Origin of the sequence: Paenibacillus sp. ACRRX (assembly GCF_022346885.1) — a bacterium.
Classification (GTDB): Bacteria; Bacillota; Bacilli; order Paenibacillales; family Paenibacillaceae; genus Paenibacillus_B.
This window is the reverse complement of the sequence record NZ_JAKRNK010000004.1, coordinates 259,723-278,813: the sequence shown is the minus strand read 5'-3', so window position 1 is coordinate 278,813 and position 19,091 is coordinate 259,723. Positions and strand designations below refer to the sequence as shown.

Annotated in this window: 17 protein-coding genes and 1 pseudogene; 17 read left to right on the top strand and 1 reads right to left on the bottom strand. The window is 44.7% G+C overall.

Annotated elements, in window-relative coordinates:
- Positions 1 to 477 precede the first annotated feature (477 nt).
- The 6 genes from coxB (at position 478) to MH117_RS14365 (ending at position 6,032) form a co-directional block, all read left to right on the top strand.
- Positions 478 to 1,545 (top strand): cytochrome c oxidase subunit II, encoded by a 1,068-nt coding sequence (gene coxB, locus MH117_RS14390; protein WP_239329454.1) that lies wholly within the window; start codon positions 478 to 480, stop codon positions 1,543 to 1,545.
- 80 nt (positions 1,546 to 1,625) lie between these two features.
- The gene (ctaD, locus tag MH117_RS14385) at positions 1,626 to 3,476 is read left to right on the top strand and encodes a cytochrome c oxidase subunit I (RefSeq protein WP_239329843.1); all 1,851 of its coding nucleotides are present in this window, start codon (positions 1,626 to 1,628) and stop codon (positions 3,474 to 3,476) included.
- Positions 3,473 to 4,093 (top strand): cytochrome (ubi)quinol oxidase subunit III, encoded by a 621-nt coding sequence (locus MH117_RS14380; protein WP_239329453.1) that lies wholly within the window; start codon positions 3,473 to 3,475, stop codon positions 4,091 to 4,093. The genes ctaD and MH117_RS14380 overlap by 4 nt, the downstream gene beginning before the upstream one ends.
- A 3-nt stretch (positions 4,094 to 4,096) precedes the next feature.
- Positions 4,097 to 4,420, top strand: a complete 324-nt coding sequence (locus tag MH117_RS14375; RefSeq protein ID WP_239329452.1) for a cytochrome C oxidase subunit IV family protein — start codon at positions 4,097 to 4,099, stop codon at positions 4,418 to 4,420.
- 107 nt (positions 4,421 to 4,527) lie between these two features.
- Positions 4,528 to 5,436: a cytochrome c oxidase assembly factor CtaG gene (ctaG, locus tag MH117_RS14370; protein ID WP_239329451.1), complete on the top strand. Its 909-nt coding sequence runs from the start codon at positions 4,528 to 4,530 to the stop codon at positions 5,434 to 5,436.
- Between the two features lie 131 nt (positions 5,437 to 5,567).
- Positions 5,568 to 6,032, top strand: a complete 465-nt coding sequence (locus MH117_RS14365) for a DUF420 domain-containing protein (protein WP_239329450.1) — start codon at positions 5,568 to 5,570, stop codon at positions 6,030 to 6,032.
- A 198-nt stretch (positions 6,033 to 6,230) separates the two neighbouring features.
- On the opposite strand, the gene MH117_RS14360 is transcribed toward MH117_RS14365, so the two are convergent.
- Complete coding sequence (locus tag MH117_RS14360; protein ID WP_239329449.1) at positions 6,231 to 6,974, bottom strand: MOSC domain-containing protein; 744 nt, start codon at positions 6,972 to 6,974, stop codon at positions 6,231 to 6,233.
- 202 nt (positions 6,975 to 7,176) lie between these two features.
- Here MH117_RS14360 and MH117_RS14355 point away from each other — a divergent pair, with 202 nt between their 5' ends.
- The 11 genes and pseudogenes from MH117_RS14355 to MH117_RS14310 all read left to right on the top strand — a co-directional run bounded on the left by MH117_RS14355 (position 7,177) and on the right by MH117_RS14310 (position 19,003).
- Positions 7,177 to 7,329, top strand: a complete 153-nt coding sequence (locus MH117_RS14355) for a hypothetical protein (protein ID WP_239329448.1) — start codon at positions 7,177 to 7,179, stop codon at positions 7,327 to 7,329.
- Positions 7,289 to 8,017 (top strand): hypothetical protein, encoded by a 729-nt coding sequence (locus MH117_RS14350; protein WP_239329447.1) that lies wholly within the window; start codon positions 7,289 to 7,291, stop codon positions 8,015 to 8,017. Before MH117_RS14355 ends, MH117_RS14350 begins: the two co-directional genes overlap by 41 nt.
- A gap of 147 nt (positions 8,018 to 8,164) precedes the next feature.
- Positions 8,165 to 8,584, top strand: coding sequence for a GntR family transcriptional regulator (locus tag MH117_RS14345; RefSeq protein WP_275444666.1), 420 nt, complete (start codon positions 8,165 to 8,167; stop codon positions 8,582 to 8,584).
- Positions 8,585 to 8,629: 45 nt separating this feature from the next.
- Complete coding sequence (locus MH117_RS14340; protein WP_239329444.1) at positions 8,630 to 9,538, top strand: ATP-binding cassette domain-containing protein; 909 nt, start codon at positions 8,630 to 8,632, stop codon at positions 9,536 to 9,538.
- Complete coding sequence (locus MH117_RS14335) at positions 9,535 to 10,440, top strand: ABC transporter ATP-binding protein (protein ID WP_239329443.1); 906 nt, start codon at positions 9,535 to 9,537, stop codon at positions 10,438 to 10,440. Before MH117_RS14340 ends, MH117_RS14335 begins: the two co-directional genes overlap by 4 nt.
- On the top strand, positions 10,433 to 11,713 hold the full coding sequence (locus tag MH117_RS14330; protein ID WP_239329442.1) for an ABC transporter permease: 1,281 nt from the start codon (positions 10,433 to 10,435) through the stop codon (positions 11,711 to 11,713). Before MH117_RS14335 ends, MH117_RS14330 begins: the two co-directional genes overlap by 8 nt.
- Before the next feature lie 33 nt (positions 11,714 to 11,746).
- Positions 11,747 to 14,089 (top strand): S9 family peptidase, encoded by a 2,343-nt coding sequence (locus MH117_RS14325; RefSeq protein WP_239329441.1) that lies wholly within the window; start codon positions 11,747 to 11,749, stop codon positions 14,087 to 14,089.
- Between the two features lie 63 nt (positions 14,090 to 14,152).
- A pseudogene (locus tag MH117_RS26840) lies at positions 14,153 to 14,287 on the top strand (glycine zipper domain-containing protein); the annotation flags it as partial.
- Between the two features lie 637 nt (positions 14,288 to 14,924).
- Positions 14,925 to 16,307, top strand: coding sequence for a glycosyltransferase family 4 protein (locus tag MH117_RS14320; RefSeq protein ID WP_239329440.1), 1,383 nt, complete (start codon positions 14,925 to 14,927; stop codon positions 16,305 to 16,307).
- A gap of 973 nt (positions 16,308 to 17,280) precedes the next feature.
- Positions 17,281 to 17,997, top strand: a complete 717-nt coding sequence (locus tag MH117_RS14315; RefSeq protein WP_239329439.1) for a response regulator transcription factor — start codon at positions 17,281 to 17,283, stop codon at positions 17,995 to 17,997.
- On the top strand, positions 17,987 to 19,003 hold the full coding sequence (locus MH117_RS14310) for a sensor histidine kinase (protein WP_239329438.1): 1,017 nt from the start codon (positions 17,987 to 17,989) through the stop codon (positions 19,001 to 19,003). The genes MH117_RS14315 and MH117_RS14310 overlap by 11 nt, the downstream gene beginning before the upstream one ends.
- The last annotated feature ends 88 nt before the right edge of the window (positions 19,004 to 19,091 follow it).

Genomic DNA, 19,091 nt, shown 5'->3' with positions numbered 1-19,091 from the left:
AAAAAGGATGGAACATATGCAACACTTGGAATTTGTAACATCTAGATAAGCGGTAAAACGACACAATTATTAGGGTTTCGACACTACTTATAGAGGTGTGAACGATAAACTGTAAACGCTTACAAACGTTGATTTGACGCGAAAAAACGGACTTTTCGAACAATTTGTGAACTAGGCGGGAAACATTGACAAATAAAATTATGGAAATTATATTTAGGTGAGTGATTGTGTTTATTGACAGGATTAAGACATCCGTGCTAGAGCCGGTGACTCACCTTTTATGGACCGATATGAATCTGAGGGGCCTTCTGCAAAGGATTTCCAAGGATCTGACTCGGCCAAGCAGACTCCTCCACACAGCATATCGGGCGTATGTTCGCTCACCATGAACGTCATTTGTGCGTTAGGGTGTGCTGAGGAGTTGGAAAGGGCATGAGATGTGATAATCTGCGAAAACGTAAAAAGTGGGGTTGATCAATGATGAAACGGTGGCATGCTGTGAAACGACTCCTTCCGCTATTCGCTGGGCTCGTCTTGCTCTTGAGTGCTTGCGGTCGTGCGGATCTGTCCGCTCTCAACCCGCAAGGTCCTGTTGCGGAGAAGCAGTTCGGGCTCATGCAGTTGTCCATTATAATTATGATGCTGGTCGTCATAGTTGTATTCGCCATCTGCTTTTATGTCGTTGTGCGCTACCGTAGAAAACCGGGGCAGAACGATATTCCGAAGCAAGTAGAAGGTAGTCACAAGCTCGAAATCATTTGGACAGTAATACCGATCATTCTTCTTATCATCCTGGCTGTTCCGACGCTTAAGTATGTATTCGCTTTCGCAGAGGATTACAGCAAAGACAAGGAAGCCATCAAGGTTAATGTCACCTCTCATCAATATTGGTGGGAATTCGAATACCCTGAATTGGGTGTTCGTACGGCACAGGATCTGGTTATACCTGTAGGCAAGAAGATTGCGATTAACCTGAAGACTCAAGATGTGCTTCATTCCTTCTGGGTGCCGGCACTTGCGGGCAAGATGGATACGAACCCTGAGGGAAACAAGAATAAGATGTTCTTCGAAACAGCGAAGGAGAATGTATACCGCGGCAAGTGCGCCGAGTTATGCGGACCTTCCCATGCGTTTATGGATTTCAAAGTGAAAGCTGTAAGCGAAGCGACGTTCACTGCTTGGGTTAGCGAGATGAAGGCTGAGCCGAAGCCGTTCGTTGGTGACGCGGCTGTCGGGGAAAAGTTCAAAACAAGCTGCTTGTCCTGCCATGCTGTCGAGAACGCGGGTTCGTTGGGGCCGAACCTGAAGGGGATCGGGAGCCGTGAATCGGTGGGGGGAATATTGCTAAACCGCGACAACGCGGAAGAAGCGATCGACCAAGGCAAATTGGAGAAGAATCTGCATGATTGGATTGAAGATCCGGACAAGTTGAAGCCGGGCAACAAGATGCATAAGATTCCGCTGACGGATACTGAACTTGATCAGATCGTCGATTACTTGGCGAACTACAAGCTGGATTCATTAAAGACAGTTAACAAGCAATAAAGTGAACAATAAGCATCTTCTAGGGGAGGGTAACGACCTTGGCTCACACGGCACACACAGTGAAGCGGTATCGCGGCTTAATGGATTGGCTGACGACGGTCGACCATAAGAAGATCGGTGTCTTGTATCTCATTGCCGGCGCACTATTCTTCGGCATTGGCGGTATTGAAGCGATTCTGATTCGGATACAGTTGATTAAACCTATGAATGATTTCGTTGATCCGCAGACTTTTAACGAATTAATCACCATGCACGGAACCACGATGATCTTTCTCGGCGTCATGCCGATTATATTTGCATTAATGAATGCAATCGTCCCGCTGCAGATCGGCGCGCGTGACGTAGCATTTCCTTTCCTGAACTCCCTCGGCTTCTGGACGTTTTTCTTCGGCGGCTTGCTCTTGAACTTGAGCTGGCTGATCGGTGGAGTACCAGACGCAGGATGGACTTCGTACGTTCCACTTTCAAGTACCGAGTACAGCCCGCATCACGGGGTAGACTTCTACACACTAGGACTTCAGATATCCGGTATTGGTACACTTATCGGGGGTATCAACTTCCTCGCTACGATTATTAATATGAGGGCGCCAGGCATGTCCTTCATGCGGATGCCGATGTTCACTTGGGCATCATTTATCACTTCCGCATTGATCCTGTTTGCGTTCCCCGCAGTAACAGTCGGGCTTGTCTTACTGACGTTTGATCGCCTGTTCGGCGGCAACTTCTTCTATATTCCGAATGGCGGCAGCATTGTACTGTGGCAGCATATCTTCTGGATATTTGGTCATCCCGAAGTGTACATCTTGATATTGCCAGCGTTTGGTATTATATCTGATGTCATTAGCACATTCTCTCGCAAGCGCTTGTTTGGATACAGCTCGATGGTATTTGCGACGGTGCTTATCGGGTTTCTAGGCTTCATGGTATGGGCTCACCACATGTTTACGGTTGGTCTGGGGCCAGTTGCAAATGCCTTGTTCTCTATCGCTACGATGTTGATTGCCGTTCCAACTGGAATCAAGATATTTAACTGGTTGTTTACAATGTGGGGCGGTTCCATCAAGTTTACAGCTGCCAACTTGTATGCGGTCGGCTTTATCCCGACATTTGTAATGGGGGGCGTTACAGGTGTAATGTTGGCGTCAGCACCTGCGGACTTCCAGTTCCATGACACCTATTTTGTTGTAGCCCATTTCCATTACGTAATTGTGGGTGGTCTAGTATTAGGCTTGTTCTCTGGTCTTCACTATTGGTGGCCGAAGATGTTCGGACGCGTACTTGCGGAAGGCTTGGGGAAAGCTACATTCTGGATGTTCTATATTGGCTTCCAATTAACGTTCTTTGTTCAGCATTTCCTAGGTCTGATAGGTATGCCTCGCCGTGTTGTTACTTACTTGCCGAATCAAGGCTTTGACACGATGAACCTGATTAGTACAATCGGTGCCATCATGATGGGTATTGGCGTATTGATGTTCTTGTATAACATTGTTATTACAAGTCGTAAGCCTGCTAATGCTTCGAACGATCCTTGGGAAGATGGACGTACACTGGAGTGGACAATTCCGTCACCTGCCCCAGAGTACAACTTCAAGCAGACTCCACTTGTACGTGGTTATGATGCTTGGTGGAAAGAGAAAATGGACGGCAATACGGAGATGAAGCCTGCTGAACCAATTGGTTCGATCCATATGCCATCACCATCGATTTTACCGTTCTTTATGTCCATAGGTTTGTTTATTGCTGGCTTAGGCTTTATGTTTGCAAAAGATGAGTTTGGAAGCGGCGTAGTCGGCTTCTTATTTAACAACTACATCATTTCTGGCTTAGGCCTGTTGATTACATTTGGCTGCATGTTCTTGCGCTCGGTAATTGATGACCACGGTTATCATATTGAGAAGGAAGAGCTGGAGGATAAGGGGGTTAAAGCATGAGCGCATCTGCACACCACGCAGAAGAGCACTGGCCTCACGAACCGGAGAAGGCAACGTTAGAAGGCCGCAACAAAGTGCTTGGCTTCTGGCTGTTCCTTGGCGGAGAGGCGGTATTGTTCGGTACGCTATTTGCTACGTTCCTGGCCCTCCGCGATCAAGTTGGAGACGGTCCTACGGCTGCAGAGTTGTTTAAGCTTCCGATGGTCGCAGCAGCAACTATGATCTTGTTGGTAAGTTCGTTGACGAGTGTATTTGCGGTTCAGGCTCTGCATCGTAAAGATGTAAAGGCGATGCTGAACTGGCTGATCGTAACGGTTATTCTCGGCTTCGGTTTCCTCGCTCTGGAAATTTATGAGTTTGTAGAATATATACATGAAGGTCATACCTTTACAACTAGTGCTTTTAGTAGTGCATTTTACACCTTAGTTGGTTTCCATGGTGCCCACGTTGCGTTCGGGGTTTCTTGGATTACGATTCTAATTGTGCAAATTTACAAAAAGGGACTCAACTTCGTCACAGCGCCTAAAATCTATGTTTCAGCGATTTATTGGCACTTTATCGACGTGGTGTGGGTATTCATCTTTACCGTCGTATATTTAATGGGAAAGGTGGGCTAACAGATGGCAACACAACAACTCACTTCGGACGACACGAAGCGTCGTCATAAGCACGAGGGGCCGCAGAAGCATATTATTGCGTTTATTTTCTCAATTGTGCTGACGTTGATTGCCTTTGCAACGGTTGGTGCGGCTGGTGAAGTTAACCCTACATTTACCATTATTATCTTGCTTGTAATGGCAGTCCTGCAAGTCATTATCCAGATGGGCTACTGGATGCATATGAAAGACAAAGGTCATATGCTTCCCATTATCTTTATGTTTATAGGTGCTTTTATCGCATTTACGTGCATTGTAATGGGCATATACTGGGTATGGTGGCCTTAACATTGTCAAAGAATGAGAGGTGATGCAGCGGCGTCGCCTCTTTTTCCATAAGAGGGTAAAATGTGGCGAAAGTATGACAGCAGGGTAGTAAGGGAAGGGGGCGCAGCATGTTTGGCTTGGAGCAGTTCACTTTTGCGGATCTATGGAGTCCGTTGATTCTGGTTGCAGCCGTACTTATCATCATTTTGTATTTAGGGTTAACGGGCCCATTTCGGTCTCGATTCGAGAGATCTGAACCAGTAGGGGCTTGGAAGAAATTCATGTTTATAATCGGTATTGTGCTGCTGTATCTTGTACAGGGGGGACCGATAAACGTTATGAGTCATATGATGTTTACGTTTCATATGGTGATGATGTCGGTTTCTTATATCATTGTGCCCCCGCTTCTTATGTTAGGGATGCCAAGCTGGTTGTGGCGTTATTTGCTGGATCGTCCAGTTATGCGCAAGCTCAAGTGGGCGATGCACCCGATTCTGACTGCCCTGCTGTTTAATGTCCTGTTCTCGTTTTATCACGTTCCGGCTGTCCACGACTATGTGATGCTGAATTATGGTGTCCACATTATTTATTACATCGCCTTGTTTATTACTTCCGTCATGATGTGGTGGCCGATCGTTACACCCGTTCCTGAATGGGTGATCTTAACCGACGTCAAGAAGATGGGGTATATCTTTTTGAATGGCATGTTGATTACACCGGCTTGTGCTTTAATTATATTTGCGGATACCCCGTTATACTCGACTTACACGGATCCTGATACTTGGGCGCAGGCGATGGGCTACTGTGTCGCTGGTGACCCCAAGGCGCTGTTGGCTGCATTTGGAGGGCCGCAGTTCTTTAACTGGTTCGATGGAGCTGAAGATCAGCAATTAGGCGGTATCTTAATGAAGATGGTTCAAGAACTGATGTATGGCGCTATTTTAGCCTATGTGTTCTCACAATGGTTCCGCAGAGAGGGCAAGGATGATGATGATGTCGTAGAATCGACACTGGAAGGCCATTTCAACCAAGCATAATCCGTTATAATATTAGGATGACAGGTTCAAGCTATAGTTGCAGCTGTGCTGCTTAAGCGCGTCTCTTTTGCTCAAGGAGAATGCCTATTAGCTCTGTTGGACAACCTCTATAAGGGAAGGTGCGGACATCCGTGGATATTTTCAACATTATGCCGACGATCAGCACAGCATTTATCGTCATCAGCGCCGTGTTGGTTGCAATCGGCTGGAGTCAAATCATTAAAGGGAAACGTGAACAGCATAAACGCACGATGACAATGGCGGCAATTGCAGCTATTATCTTTTTTGTTATATATGCGTCGCGAACAATCTTTGTCGGAAATACAGCATGGGGTGGGCCTGATAACTTGAAGACGATTTATTTGGTCTTCTTGTTATTCCATATCGTATTGGCGACAGTGGCCGCAGTATTTGGCTTAACAACGTTGTATACGGGCTATAAAGCCAAGTACAACAAGCATCGGAAGTTGGGTAGAGTGACATCTGTTATCTGGTTTATTACGGCGATTACAGGTGCAACTGTGTATGTATTGCTTTACATTTTATACCCAGGTGGGCATACAAAGCCGGTAATCGACGCGATCTTAGGCTGGTAACCGCGTAAGAGTGCTCTATCTGCAAGAATGAGGCATAAGACATTCTAACGAAATAGATAGCTCAGCAAGTAAAGCCCGTCAGGCTGATTCCATCATGGAACAAGCCTGACGGGCTTTACTTGTAGATCAGGATCTCTAGCAACCAGCGTGGAACGTATCGCATGAGGCTCCAAATTCTAGGTGTGAGTTAAAAAGCTATCAAGGCGATGTATGGAACCTAATGGTATCACCCACGCGAATGAGTCCTGGTGTCTTAACAGATGCATACACACCAAAATGGATTGCATTTTGGCGTGCCACATGTTTGAGAATATGAGGGGTAATTAATCCGCTTAACGGTTCTACGTTAATGATAGAACAACGTGGACAATCGCCTGTCACCTGGATTACGGTTTCGCCCACAAGGAATTGGTGATCCCGCCATGAGCCTTCCAAATAGGCCGCTGCGTCTGTAGTCGTAAGGCGAAGGTGTAGGTTCGGTCGGAAGCGTCTTATATCGATGGGCGCACCATATAGAGAGCTTAAAGCGGCTAAGCTGTGGCTGGTCGTTAACAGCAGGTCGCCGTCTTCGATGGCCCCCTTGGGAACGTACCCATTAGGCGCCTCCCAGCGCAGCAGCTTGATGCCGGCTAGCTGCTCCAGTTCAGCAAGCCATTCCTCGTCTTCCCATCGGTAAGCTCTTTCATCAGGCGTATAAATAGTGATCTCTGGCCAATCCCCAGGATGGCTGGCATCGATCCGCTGCTCAGCTCGATAAGCTGCAAGCTGCGGTACTTGTGTGATCGTAACAAATCGATCTGGATTGTCCGCACGAACGAGACCTCTGGCCCGGTCACCGTATAAGCCATAAGATTCGATCTGAGCTTCTCGCAGCAACTGTCCCGTCATAGACTTTACGGGATGCACGTACATTTCCTCAACAATCCCTATGATTTCAGACATAAACACCATCCTTCTTTGTAAGGATCTAGACCCTAAAAGGGATTATATGCCGTTGTGCTTCCAACCCTATCATACAAAAGCATGTACCTTATTTTCCACGAAAAAGAAATTTTAAACCATACATTTCCTTAAAATGTATTGACATCAATTGGATAAGGTCATTATACTGTATATAAAGATATACACAGTAATCACAGTGATCATGGAGCAAGATCACATCACATACTTAGTACTCCATCATGCGGGAACGATTTTGGATCAGACATCTGATGGCATAATCGTGAAGATAATAGAGATAAAGCGAGGGTGTGCTTATGAGAAGGAAACGATGGAAAGATGCATGGATGCTTTGTAAGCGGGACTTTCAAAGGTATTGGATAGGATTATTATTTACGTTTTTATTTGCCGCTTATATGGCAGTATGCACACTACCGATGCTAGGGGCTAACTTGGGTAAGGAGGATGATTCAGTAGCCATACGATGTTTGCTGGATTTTATTAGTCTGGTGATGATAGGCAATCTGGGGTTCGTCTTTAACCGAAGAGGACGCAGATACTTGGCTGACGACTCGCACAGGAAGCATATCGTAAAGTTGAGAACCTTGCCGGTGGAGCTTAAAACGATAATCCTGTCACGTTTTATGCATCTTAGTATTGCAACGTTGCTAAACGGAACGATTTATTTTTTAATACAATATGTGTTTATGCGGGATTTAAGGGAAGTGCTCCCTGTAGGTAATTATCTTGTATATGTATTGGCCTTGATGACGTGTGCTGTACTCATTCACATGTTCTACATCGGCTTCGAATGGAGTGTAAGTGGAAAGGGTTATATGATTGTTGTTCTCCTAATGATGATCGGATATTTGCTGATTTCCATATGTGTGTCCTTTACCGGAAAAAGCCTGGTGGTCATGCTGATCCAAAGTTCGAACCAATACGTGCTTGCTGTTGGCGTCATCTCGGTTGCCGTGCTTATCCAGACTTATACGTATAGCGGGAAAATTCTGCTTGGTCTGCTTAAACGAAAAGATCTGATGTAAGTTTAGGCGTGATCTGCGAAAAAATGGTGTAACAGAGATAGTGAGGTTAAGACAATAGAGCATGCCAGAGCACGCTATTGTTTAAATACAATCCATTGATTTTAATAGATAGCGCTACATAGGCAGGAGGTGAGACAGACCGTGTTTATGCCCATCCAAGTAAACGAGAACAGCGCAGAACCTCTTTATGCACAGATCAAGAATCAGCTAAGGGCTCTTATCCTTTCTGGGCAGCTCGAAGTGGGTACATTGCTGCCTTCAATTCGTGAGTTCGCCAGTCAATTAAAGTGCAGTGTGATTACCGTAAGACGCGTATACCAAGATCTGGAGAACGAGGGGCTCCTGCGAACAAGACAGGGAACAGGGACCTTTGTAGCCCACGTGCAGGAGGATGACAAGGATAAATTTCGTAAGAAAGCTGTGGAAGAAGCCATTTTGGCAGCTCTACAAGCAGCACAGCAAGTCCAGATGAGCGAGGTGGAGCTGCGCGCATGCTTTGACGAGATGATCATGCGAACATGGGATGTTTCCAGCAGAGGCAGACCAAAGGAAACCACAGAGGAATGACGTGGGCTAGAGGAACCCGATAAATGGTTGTGAGGAGGAGACAACGTGGCTCAACCGCCAGTTATTCAACTGAAAAGTATGGTGAAGCAACGGGATACGCTGACGATCGGTCCGCTTGACTTTGAAATCCCACAGGGCTGCGTGACAGCCATCGTAGGTATGAACGGATCGGGTAAAAGTACGCTGATGGGAGCCTTGATGGGATTCATTCACCTTGATGGGGGAGAGATGCACATCGAAGGGGAGCGTTATAACATTGAAAATGACATCGCCTGGAAGCAAAAAATAGGTTATGTGCCTGAACTGCCTAGTTCTGAGGATGATGATCAGACACCTGATAAACTGGCAACACTTGCTGCCTACTGGTATGACAAGTGGGACTGGAACCTTTACCATAAACTGATGGCCAAGTATGAGATTAGTCCGCGTATGAAGCTAAGCAAGATGTCCAAAGGTATGCGGCGCAAGTTCGAGATCGTGCTCGTTTTGTCCTATCGGCCAGAGGTTCTGCTATTGGATGAGCCGACGTCTGGGCTTGATCCGATATCTTGGCGGCTGCTGATTGAGGATCTGCAGCACGTGATGGAGGATGGAAAACACACGATTGTAATTGCTACTCATGTGATCGAGGAAGTGAAGCGACTGGCAGATTACATTCTGTTTATGCATAAGGGTCAGTTGCTGACACTAGCTGAAAAAGACGAGTTGTTTGACGCATGGAAGGAATATTGGATTGAAGGTTTGGATGTGGGTGACCTAGAGGGAGCCCCAGGTGTGTCATGGATAGAGCAGGAGTGGCAAGTGGTACGGGTAATCTCGAATGATGCGGTTCAATTGGAAGCTTATTTCGGAGATCATGGTATCAGTCCCATACGAACACAGGCTATGCCATTGGATGAAATGATGATTCACATGATACGAATGGAAGATGAGAGGAGAGGGCGTTTATCATGAAGACTTTGGAATTAGATCAGGTGGTTAAGCAGTACGGAGATAAGACTGCGGTTAATGGTGTGAGCTTTGATGTAGAAGAGGGGGAGATCTACGGCTTACTTGGTGCGAATGGCGCTGGAAAGACAACCACGATGCGGATGGTTCTAAGCCTCATTTATCCAGACGGAGGCAGTATTAAATATAACGGCAAGCCTTACTATAAAGGGCTGGAGCAGATCTTTGGTTATCTTCCTGAGGAGCGGGGGCTGTACCCGAAGGTTAAGGTTAGTGAGCAGCTGCTCTACTTGGCGCAACTTCGTGGAATGGCTCGCAAAGATGCGGACAAGAGCTTAAAATATTGGCTTGAACGGTTTAACGTGCCGGAGAACTATAACAAAAAGATAGAAGAATTATCCAAGGGGAACCAACAGAAGATCGGCTTTATTGCTTCGATCTTGCATAACCCTAAGATTGTCATCATGGATGAAGCGTTCAGTGGTCTGGATCCAGTTAACGTTGAGCTGATGAAGGAGACGGTGAAGGAACTTCGCGATAATGGTACGAGTATTTTGTTCTCTACACACCGAATGGAGCATGTTGAAGAGTTGTGCCGCAACATCTCGATTTTGCAGAAGGGAAATGCGGTTATTCAAGGCAATTTGCGTGAGCTGAAAAGTAAATATCCACGTGAGAAAGTCGTGCTTCGCACAGTAGGTGCAGTCGAAGGACTGGAGCAAATAACAAGTGTAAGCGAAGTGACGCGGACAGAAGAAGGGTACTTTATTCGAATTGCAGATGAGTCCGCCGGTCAGCATATTTTGCAAGCTGCAATGAGCCAGACGGAAGTGAAGCAATTTGAAATAAAAGAACCGACGTTAAACGAAATCTTCATTAAAGTGGTTGGAGGCGAGTCGAATGCGTAATCTGGGAACGGTTATTGGCTTTACATTACGTACTAAAATGATGACTAAGGCGTTTATCGTAACAACGATCATATTGGCGCTCATTATGACTATCGGTGTAAACGTACCTTATCTCATCTCGTTGTTCTCAAAAGATGAGCCGATGAAGATTGGCGTAATGCAGGGCAATTATCCGGTCATTGAGCAATCGCTGGAAAAATCAATGGCAGAACAAAAAAACAAGGATCTGATGCTGGTTTCTTATCCAAATACAACAGAAGCGCAATTAAAGAAAGATATTGAAGCTGGAAATATCGATGGCTACCTGAAGCTGGAGAAGCAGGGTGAGGGTGCAACAGAGCAGTTCCCGAAAGTTATTTTTACAGGTACAGACAGCTTGGGTATGTCCAAAGAAAATGTGCTTATGAGCACGTTAACGCTATTAAAAACCAAATGGGTAGCTAAAGGTGCTTTATCAGAGGAACAATTTAGACAATTAAATGAACCTGTATCGTTTGAATCTGTGAAAGTGCAGGCTGATGGTGAAAGCAAGGACCCGGAAAAAGAAGACGCGAACAAAGGCGTATCTGCGATGGTAGTTATGGTGCTGATTGTCCTATTCTTTATGACCAATCAGATGACAGGCAATATGATCGCATCTGAAGTGACGCAGGAGAAAAGCTCGCGGATTATGGAAATTCTGATTACGAGTGTGTCGCCATTAGCTCAGATGTTCGGCAAAATTATTGGCATGTTCTTGTTAGGATTAATTCAGATCGTAGTATTCCTTGTGGTTGTGTTGGCTAACTTGATGCTGCCGCACAACATTGAGCCACTAAAGGATATGAACTTTGATATTTCAATGATTGATCCTGCTGTTGTTGGCTTGGGCTTGTTGTTATATGTACTTGGTTATTTCTTGTACGCTACCTTATATGCAGCTGTAGGCTCTATCGTAAGCCGCACGGAAGACTTGGGGCAGGCTATTATGCCTATTGCCTTGTTATCGATGGTTGCTTTCTATATTCCGATTTTCAGTATTTCCGCACCGAACACGATGCTGGTTAAAGTGGCTTCCTACATTCCGTTCTTTACCCCTACAACGATGCTGCTGCGAATTGGTGTCGGTGAATATGCTTGGTGGGAATTGGCCGTGTCAATAGCTATCCTACTTGTATCTGTCTTGTTGTTTGGTTACTTGGCAGCGAAGATCTATCGCACGGGCGTGTTGATGTATGGCAAACGTCCGAGCTGGAAAGAAATCCGCAAAGCGATGAAGGCATACAAGATCTAACACATATCTAACTTCTACAAGGAGGAAGGAAGCATGAAGAATGCACGCTTGAAGTTAATTTCAGCAACGCTGGCGGCCGTTATGGCCGTCAGCGCTCCAGTTACTGCAATGGCAGCGAATGGTCAGGTGCAAGGTTCTGTCTGGTACAAGGCGGGAGTAGACGCCCTAGTAACAAAAGGGATTCTGGACAAAGGAACAGCGCTGACGACTGCAGTATCTGTTCAAGATTTTGTACGATATGTCGTTCAATCACAGACTTACCTGCATGGCACAGATACCATGAAGATAGCTCTTGCAAACGGATGGGTGAAGGAAGGCGAGTGGTCTCAGACTTCGGTTGCGCTGAAACGTGGAGAGATGGCACGTATTTTGGTGCGCGCCCTTGGCAAGGAACAGGGAGAACTAAGCTTGACTGATTATGCGGCTAGTGCGAAAAAGCTTGGTCTCATTACAGGCTATCAGGATGGCAGCTTGCAGGAAGACCGTCAGGTGACAGTACGGGAAGCAGCGGCAGCGCTTGGCAATCTAGGAAAGCTGCGCATGGCAGGGATTAGCAATCAGGGCGTACCGCAAATATCTGTTGAAGACTTTATGCGCAGTCCGGGTAACTTTGCTTATCAGATGTCCCCGGACGGCAATTACATCTCTTATGTGGCACCTTGGGAAAACCGTGCCAATGTGTATGTGAAGAAGATGGATGGTTCCAGTGAGCCTGTGCGTGTTACCAGTTCGAAGGATCGTGATATTGCGGGCTTCTTCTGGAAAGGCGATCATATTTTGTACTTAAAGGATAAGGGCGGCGACGAGAACTTTCATTTGTATGCTTCGGCCTTTAACGGCAATGAGGAACGAGATCTAACACCTTATGACAAGGTAAGAGTGGGCCTTGTTAGTTCATTGTCTAGTGTAAAGGAAGAAATTTTGATTACGATGAATAAAGAAGATGCCAAAGTGTCAGACGTCTACAAGCTGAATGTAAAGACAGGGGAGACAAAGTTGGTCGCCAAGAACCCAGGGGCCATTCAGCTGTGGCTTGCCGACAAGGATGGCAAGATCCGACTAGCACTTGCAAGTGATGGCGTTGTCAGCTCTCTTTTATATCGGGATAATGAAGAGCAGCAATTCCGTACACTGCTCTCGCTGAAAGCGGGAGATTCGATCAGTCCAGTTGCTTTCTCAGCAGACGGAAAATTTATCTACGCTGCTTCTAATCAAGGACGAGATAAAGTAGCACTCGTGAAATTGGATCTGAACGGCAAAGAACAAGTACTGTATGAACATCCAGAGGTGGATATATCCAGCGCATTATATGATTCCAAAACGGATAAGATTCAAGCAGTCACTTATGTTACGGATAAGGCTCATATTCAATTTTACGATGAGAAGCTTGAAGCTTTATACACCAAGCTGGAAAGCAAGCTTGGTGCAAGCCGGGGCGAGGTCAACATTAATGATTATAACGAAGACATGACTAAGCTGATTGTTACGGTATCTAACGATAAAACGTTTGGCAGATATTATTATTACGATGCCGCATCGGATAAAATGACACAGCTTGCAAACCTGAGCGATTGGCTAAAGCCAGATCAATTGTCGGATGTACAGCCGATTTCATTTAAGAGCCGAGACGGATTGACGATTCACGGGTATTTGACGCTGCCCAAAAATAAGAAGCCTGAAAATCTCCCGCTGATTGTCAATCCGCACGGTGGACCTTGGATGCGCGACATGTGGGGCTTTAATCCAGAGGTGCAATTACTTGCTAATCGCGGTTATGCCGTGCTTCAAGTCAACTTCCGTTCTTCTATCGGATATGGCAAAGCATTTGTGGACGCTGGTGACAAGCAATGGGGCTTAAATATTCAAAATGATATTACTGACGGTGTACAGTGGGCGATCAAGCAAGGGATTGCCGATAAAAAGCGTGTTGGCATCTATGGTGCTTCGTTTGGGGGCTACGCTACACTAGCGGGAATTACGTTTACGCCTGAACTTTATGCTGCAGCAGTTGATTATGTAGGGGTGTCAAATATCTTTACATTGTTGGAGACACTACCTCCGTACTGGGAGACATTACGCAACATGTTCTACACACGTGTTGGCGATCCTGTCAAGGATAAGGAGTTGTTAACGTCGGTGTCCCCTGTATTCCATGCTGACAAAATTGTTACGCCGCTCTTTGTAGCACAAGGGGCTAATGACCCACGTGTAAATAAAGCGGAATCGGATCAGATTGTTGCTGCACTTAAGAAGCGTGGAGTGGCTGTGGAGTACATGGTGAAGGATAATGAAGGCCACGGCTTTAATAACGAAGAGAACAAGTTCGAGTTCTACAATGCCATGATCAAGTTCCTGGATAAGTATTTGAAAAAATAAAATAGTCAGTATTTAGATCGAGGACCGATTTAATGGAAGTTAAAAGACAGAAGGAAATTATCCCGCGGCATAGCCATCGGAATGATGTTTGGTTTGGTGCTAGGTCTGGCCATGAACAATCTGGCCGTTGGTGTCGAAATTGGCATTGCTTTTGGAGCCGCAATAGGAGCGGTAAGAAGCAGACGTAAGTCCGAGTAAGTATAAGATGCTGCTGTGGATTTGTAGCAAATTAAAAACCGTGCTTGTAACTTATATAAGCCCCTTACAGGAAACAGTGATTAAAGAGTTGCGGAGCGATCACTGTTGCTTGGAGGGGCTTCTGTATGATGATGTAAAGAGTCAAGGTGTAAGGAGGCAGCAAACCTTCTACATCAAATTTGTAGCTCGCACAATTAGATATGAGAATAAACTATATAAGTTTAACCAGTGAGACTTTCATTCTTGCACAGAGCCGATCAATAATCTCCATAGAATGATCTTTCATAATATTGTCTATAAATGCTCCCGCATTTTTACAGATCTCAGAAGCTGTAAGGTAAAAGATGTTGTTGTTGACATCCACCTTCTCTCACTATACAACCCCTCCATAAGATCAAGTTTAGGGCTGCATAGTGGAAGAAATACTTGAGCGGAGACCAAGCGATAAGGGCAAAACGGGCAAAATAAAAAATGACCATCTAGCTGTATGGGGAAATTTAATGAATTCGAAATTGAATTTAGGCATTTTCTATGTTATATTTACCAATTGGGTAGGAAGAATTTGAGCAATACTAGCCAAAGAAAAGACGCGCCTTTTTATAGCTTACGCTTTTGACAGTGTATGGGGGATTAGTGTATGTCGACATATAACCAGATGATTTTAGATTTTTTATCAGAAACTGAACCGCTCATTAAAAGAGTTAATGAATTGCCAAATGAAACTGCCGTTGAACTATATGATATGCATGAGGCAGCAGGACGATTGGCAACTTCAAACATAAAGAGTCTAGATACTGAATTGCGAGTAGAAATATGTGCCCGGCAAGATGAAGTGTTGGAGCATATAATTGATTTAATGCAGTCTGATAGTGTGATATCTGACAACAGCAAACCCGATGGCATATATACGCCTGCTGTTCAAGGTTATAGAAAGTGGTCAAATACGGAACTGTTAAAAGATAAAGGGCTAACGGGGTATATGTTAGCGAAAGCTCTCAATGCACGACCTGTTATGTACTTTGGAACAAATATTTCTGACTATCCGTATTTGTCGGTTTTACCGGACCAAGAGGTCCTATTCCATGATTTTACAAATGGACAAGCTGATGCATACTATAAGCATTTAAATGATAATTACACAAAGATGGATGTACTTATTTTACATGGTATGTATGAGCAAACCACAGATTTCCTTGAAACATATCGTAAACTGCGCCCTGACGGTAAAGTATATTGTGGCCTTGACATGAACCGTCACTGGATGAGCAGAATTAACTGGGCAAGCCCGAGAGTAAGAAAATTTGCGGACCAGTGTGATATTATAGCTACATCATCCATCTCTTTGCGTGATGCGTTAAATGGAAACCCAAATGTAAATTTTACATGTCATTGGCTCCCTAATGGTTTCTTTAATTCAACAGAAACAACGATTACTGCTGACCCCGATCTAAAGAAAAATATTATACTTACAGTTGGCAGAATTGGCACAGCACAGAAAAACAATGCTGAGTTACTGATTGCATTCGCAAGAGTTTCAAATGAAATTAAAGATTGGACAGTACGTCTTGTAGGAACAGTAGACCCCGAGTTCCAATCGTTTATAAGTGAATATTTCGCACAACGTCCTGATTTGAAAAGTCGGGTTATTTTCACAGGAGCGATTACAAACAAAGACGAATTATACCGTGAATATGCTGAAGCAAAGATTTTTGCGCTCACATCACAGTTGGAGGGTGGAACTCCAAACGTATACGCTGAAGCCTTGTTTCACGGTTGTATGTTTGTAACATCAGACATTGATGCTGCGGACGATATAACAGGTTTTGGAGCACTTGGGCTTCAGTACAGGCTAGGGGACATTGATGCACTAGCGAATACATTAGTAAAGCTGTGTTCCGAAGCAAATAAACAAACAATTCAAAATCATATTCCAGTGGCACTTGATTACGCCACAAAATATTACGACTGGCACCGAAACGCGAAGAAACTCGCATATATGCTGTATAAATCAAAGCGATGAAACCTTGGTATGTTGTCGCAAAGAGAATACTTGTTGTTTTTACGTTTGAGTAAGACAAACAAGTCCTTGCTAAATAGATGCATGAAAGAAGCATATTTAGAAAGGGCTTATTTGTCTATATATGGACAAAAACAGCTTCCTAAAAGAAATCCTAACGCTTCGCCAATGGTTATGCTGGCGATTTGAGCTAGAACCCAAACCCACAAAATTACAATAGTACTATGGACCCCGGAACGGCAAAGAACAAATGAAAGTTTTTCAATTCACTATTGCATTTTACGCCCCATTCGGATGCAATTGGCACTTGTTCTTTTAGAGCTCCGTAAGGTTCAGGTAATTAATCAGCAATTTTTTTTCAACACTTGACTTTTGTTCCTTTTCAAGCGGTTGTTGCAATAACAGGTTTCACCTCGAGCGAGGTTCCTTCCACAGCAGTTGAATAAGGAGAGAATAGGATGCTGCTGAAGGTAATCGGTTCCGCTAAAGAAAATCCACAATCCAAGTGTATGATGATGTAAAGGGTTAAGGTCTAGAAGGACAGAGAACATCTTATTTAAATTTTGTAGTCCGCACCATTACTTATGAGACTAAGCGATTAATATGACTTATTGAACATATTTAAATACTAGTGTTATTAAAATATACTGATAAAGTGGCTGAGCGTATACATGGATACTGCTAATGCTAGCCCAGGAAATAATATAATACGAGCAACGCGTGGGAGAAGTGTTCATTTAAAGATCGTGCAATAATAGCAATGGGGCATAGCTTAGTCATACAACGTGACTGAACTAGGCCCTTTTTCTATGCGTCAGTAGATCAGCGTGCCGCATGAAGGCGGGCTTGCGCCCAACCACGGCCTTATCTACTGCTACAAAGGCAAGGACGAAGCTGATATGATGGTACATAATGAAATTTAATGACATGTGATAACGTATAAGGATATGTGATCCTATAAAAAGCAGGTGCAGATATGAAGGACATTCGCATACTTGTAGCAGATGATGAGAAGGAAATACGGGATCTCATCCACAAATATTTACAAAGGGAACTCTATACAGTAGATACGGCTGCAGACGGTGAGGAGGCACTCCGTCTTTTTGAACAACATCGTTATAACCTAGTCATACTGGATTTGATGATGCCGCGAGTGGATGGCATTGAAGTGTGTAGGCGGCTGCGGCAATCGACCAACGTACCCATTTTGATGCTGACTGCGAAGGATCAGGAAGTGGATAAAATTGTAGGACTAGGCGTCGGGGCGGACGATTATGTAACAAAACCGTTTAGCATTCATGAATTAGTGGCGCGTATCAAGGCGCATCTGCGGCGTTTCTTCGTATTAGGCAGTGAGCGTGGCAACCAGGAAGAGCCGCTATTTCTCCGGTATGAGGGATTAACAATTGATCTCAAAAAGTATGCCGTTACCAAGGCAGGCACGGAAGTGTCGTTAACAGCAAAGGAGTTTGAACTGCTTAAATTTCTGGCTGCACATCCCGAGCAGGTCTTTACGAAGACCCAAATCTTTCGGCATGTCTGGGACAGCGACTATGTCGAAGACGACAATACGGTGATGGTGCATATTCGCAAGCTGCGGATGAAGATCGAAGAGGATCCGTCGGATCCAAAGTGGGTGCAGACCGTATGGGGAATCGGTTATAAGTTTGTAGGTGAGAAAAATGAGACCTGACAGGAACATCGTGCTGATCTGCTGTTTGCTGCTAGCTCTTACATTCCTTCTGATTCATGATATATGGAACGGCCCCTTGGGAACGGTACGAGGGGTTTTATTTATCGTGATTTATATGTCTGCCAGTATACTGCTGCTGGCTAGAATTCGTTTTGTTGCTAGACTAAAAGATGCTCATCAAGCACTGAAGCGTGCTGTACAGGGCAATCGAAACACACGACTATTGGCAAATGGAGAGCCTTTACTTAACGAAGTTATATTCTCCATTAACGAGTTAATAGAGCAGATCGATAAACTTCAGGTACAGACTATCCGCTCTGAGGCGGCGAGAAAGAGTTTATTATCTAATATCTCGCATGATATCCGCACGCCGCTGACTTCCATTATTGGTTATGTAGATGCCTTGATGGATGATATAGCCGACAATTCGGCGGAGAGACAAGCATATACCGCCATTGTTTTAAATAAAGCCAATAACCTTAAGAAGCTGATTGACCATCTCTTTGACCTTTCGAAGCTGGATGCAGACGAAATAGTGATGAAGCCTGAGCGGCTTGATTTGGCAGAGCTGGCTAGAGAATGTGTGATTGAGTTTATTCCAGAACTGCGCAGACAGCAGCTTGAGGTTAAGGCTTCTATTCCAGACGTTCCGTGTCTGATTGTGGCGGACCGTGTAAGTATGAATCGGATTATTAGCAATATTATGAAAAATGCCGTGCAGTATGGCAAGGACGGTAAAGTGGTTGGCCTGGAGTTAACAGAATGCAAGCAGGAGTACGAATTACGCATATGGGACCAGGGCACGGGAATAGTGGAAGAAGATAGAGAGAAGGTATTTGACCGATTGTATCGTACAGAGCGATCAAGAAGCTCTTTGCAGGGCGGGAGCGGGCTAGGACTTGCTATCGCTAAAGCTTTGATCGAGAAAAATGGAGGGGCGATCTGGGTTACTAGTGATCCTGGTGTATGCACGACTTTTGGTATCACAATTCCTAAGCATCCTTAGCCGCAGCCATTTAAGAGTTAATTAAGAATTGATTAAGAGCTATTTAAATTCGCCTGCTTATGATGTTAATAAGAGTTCTGAATTTATT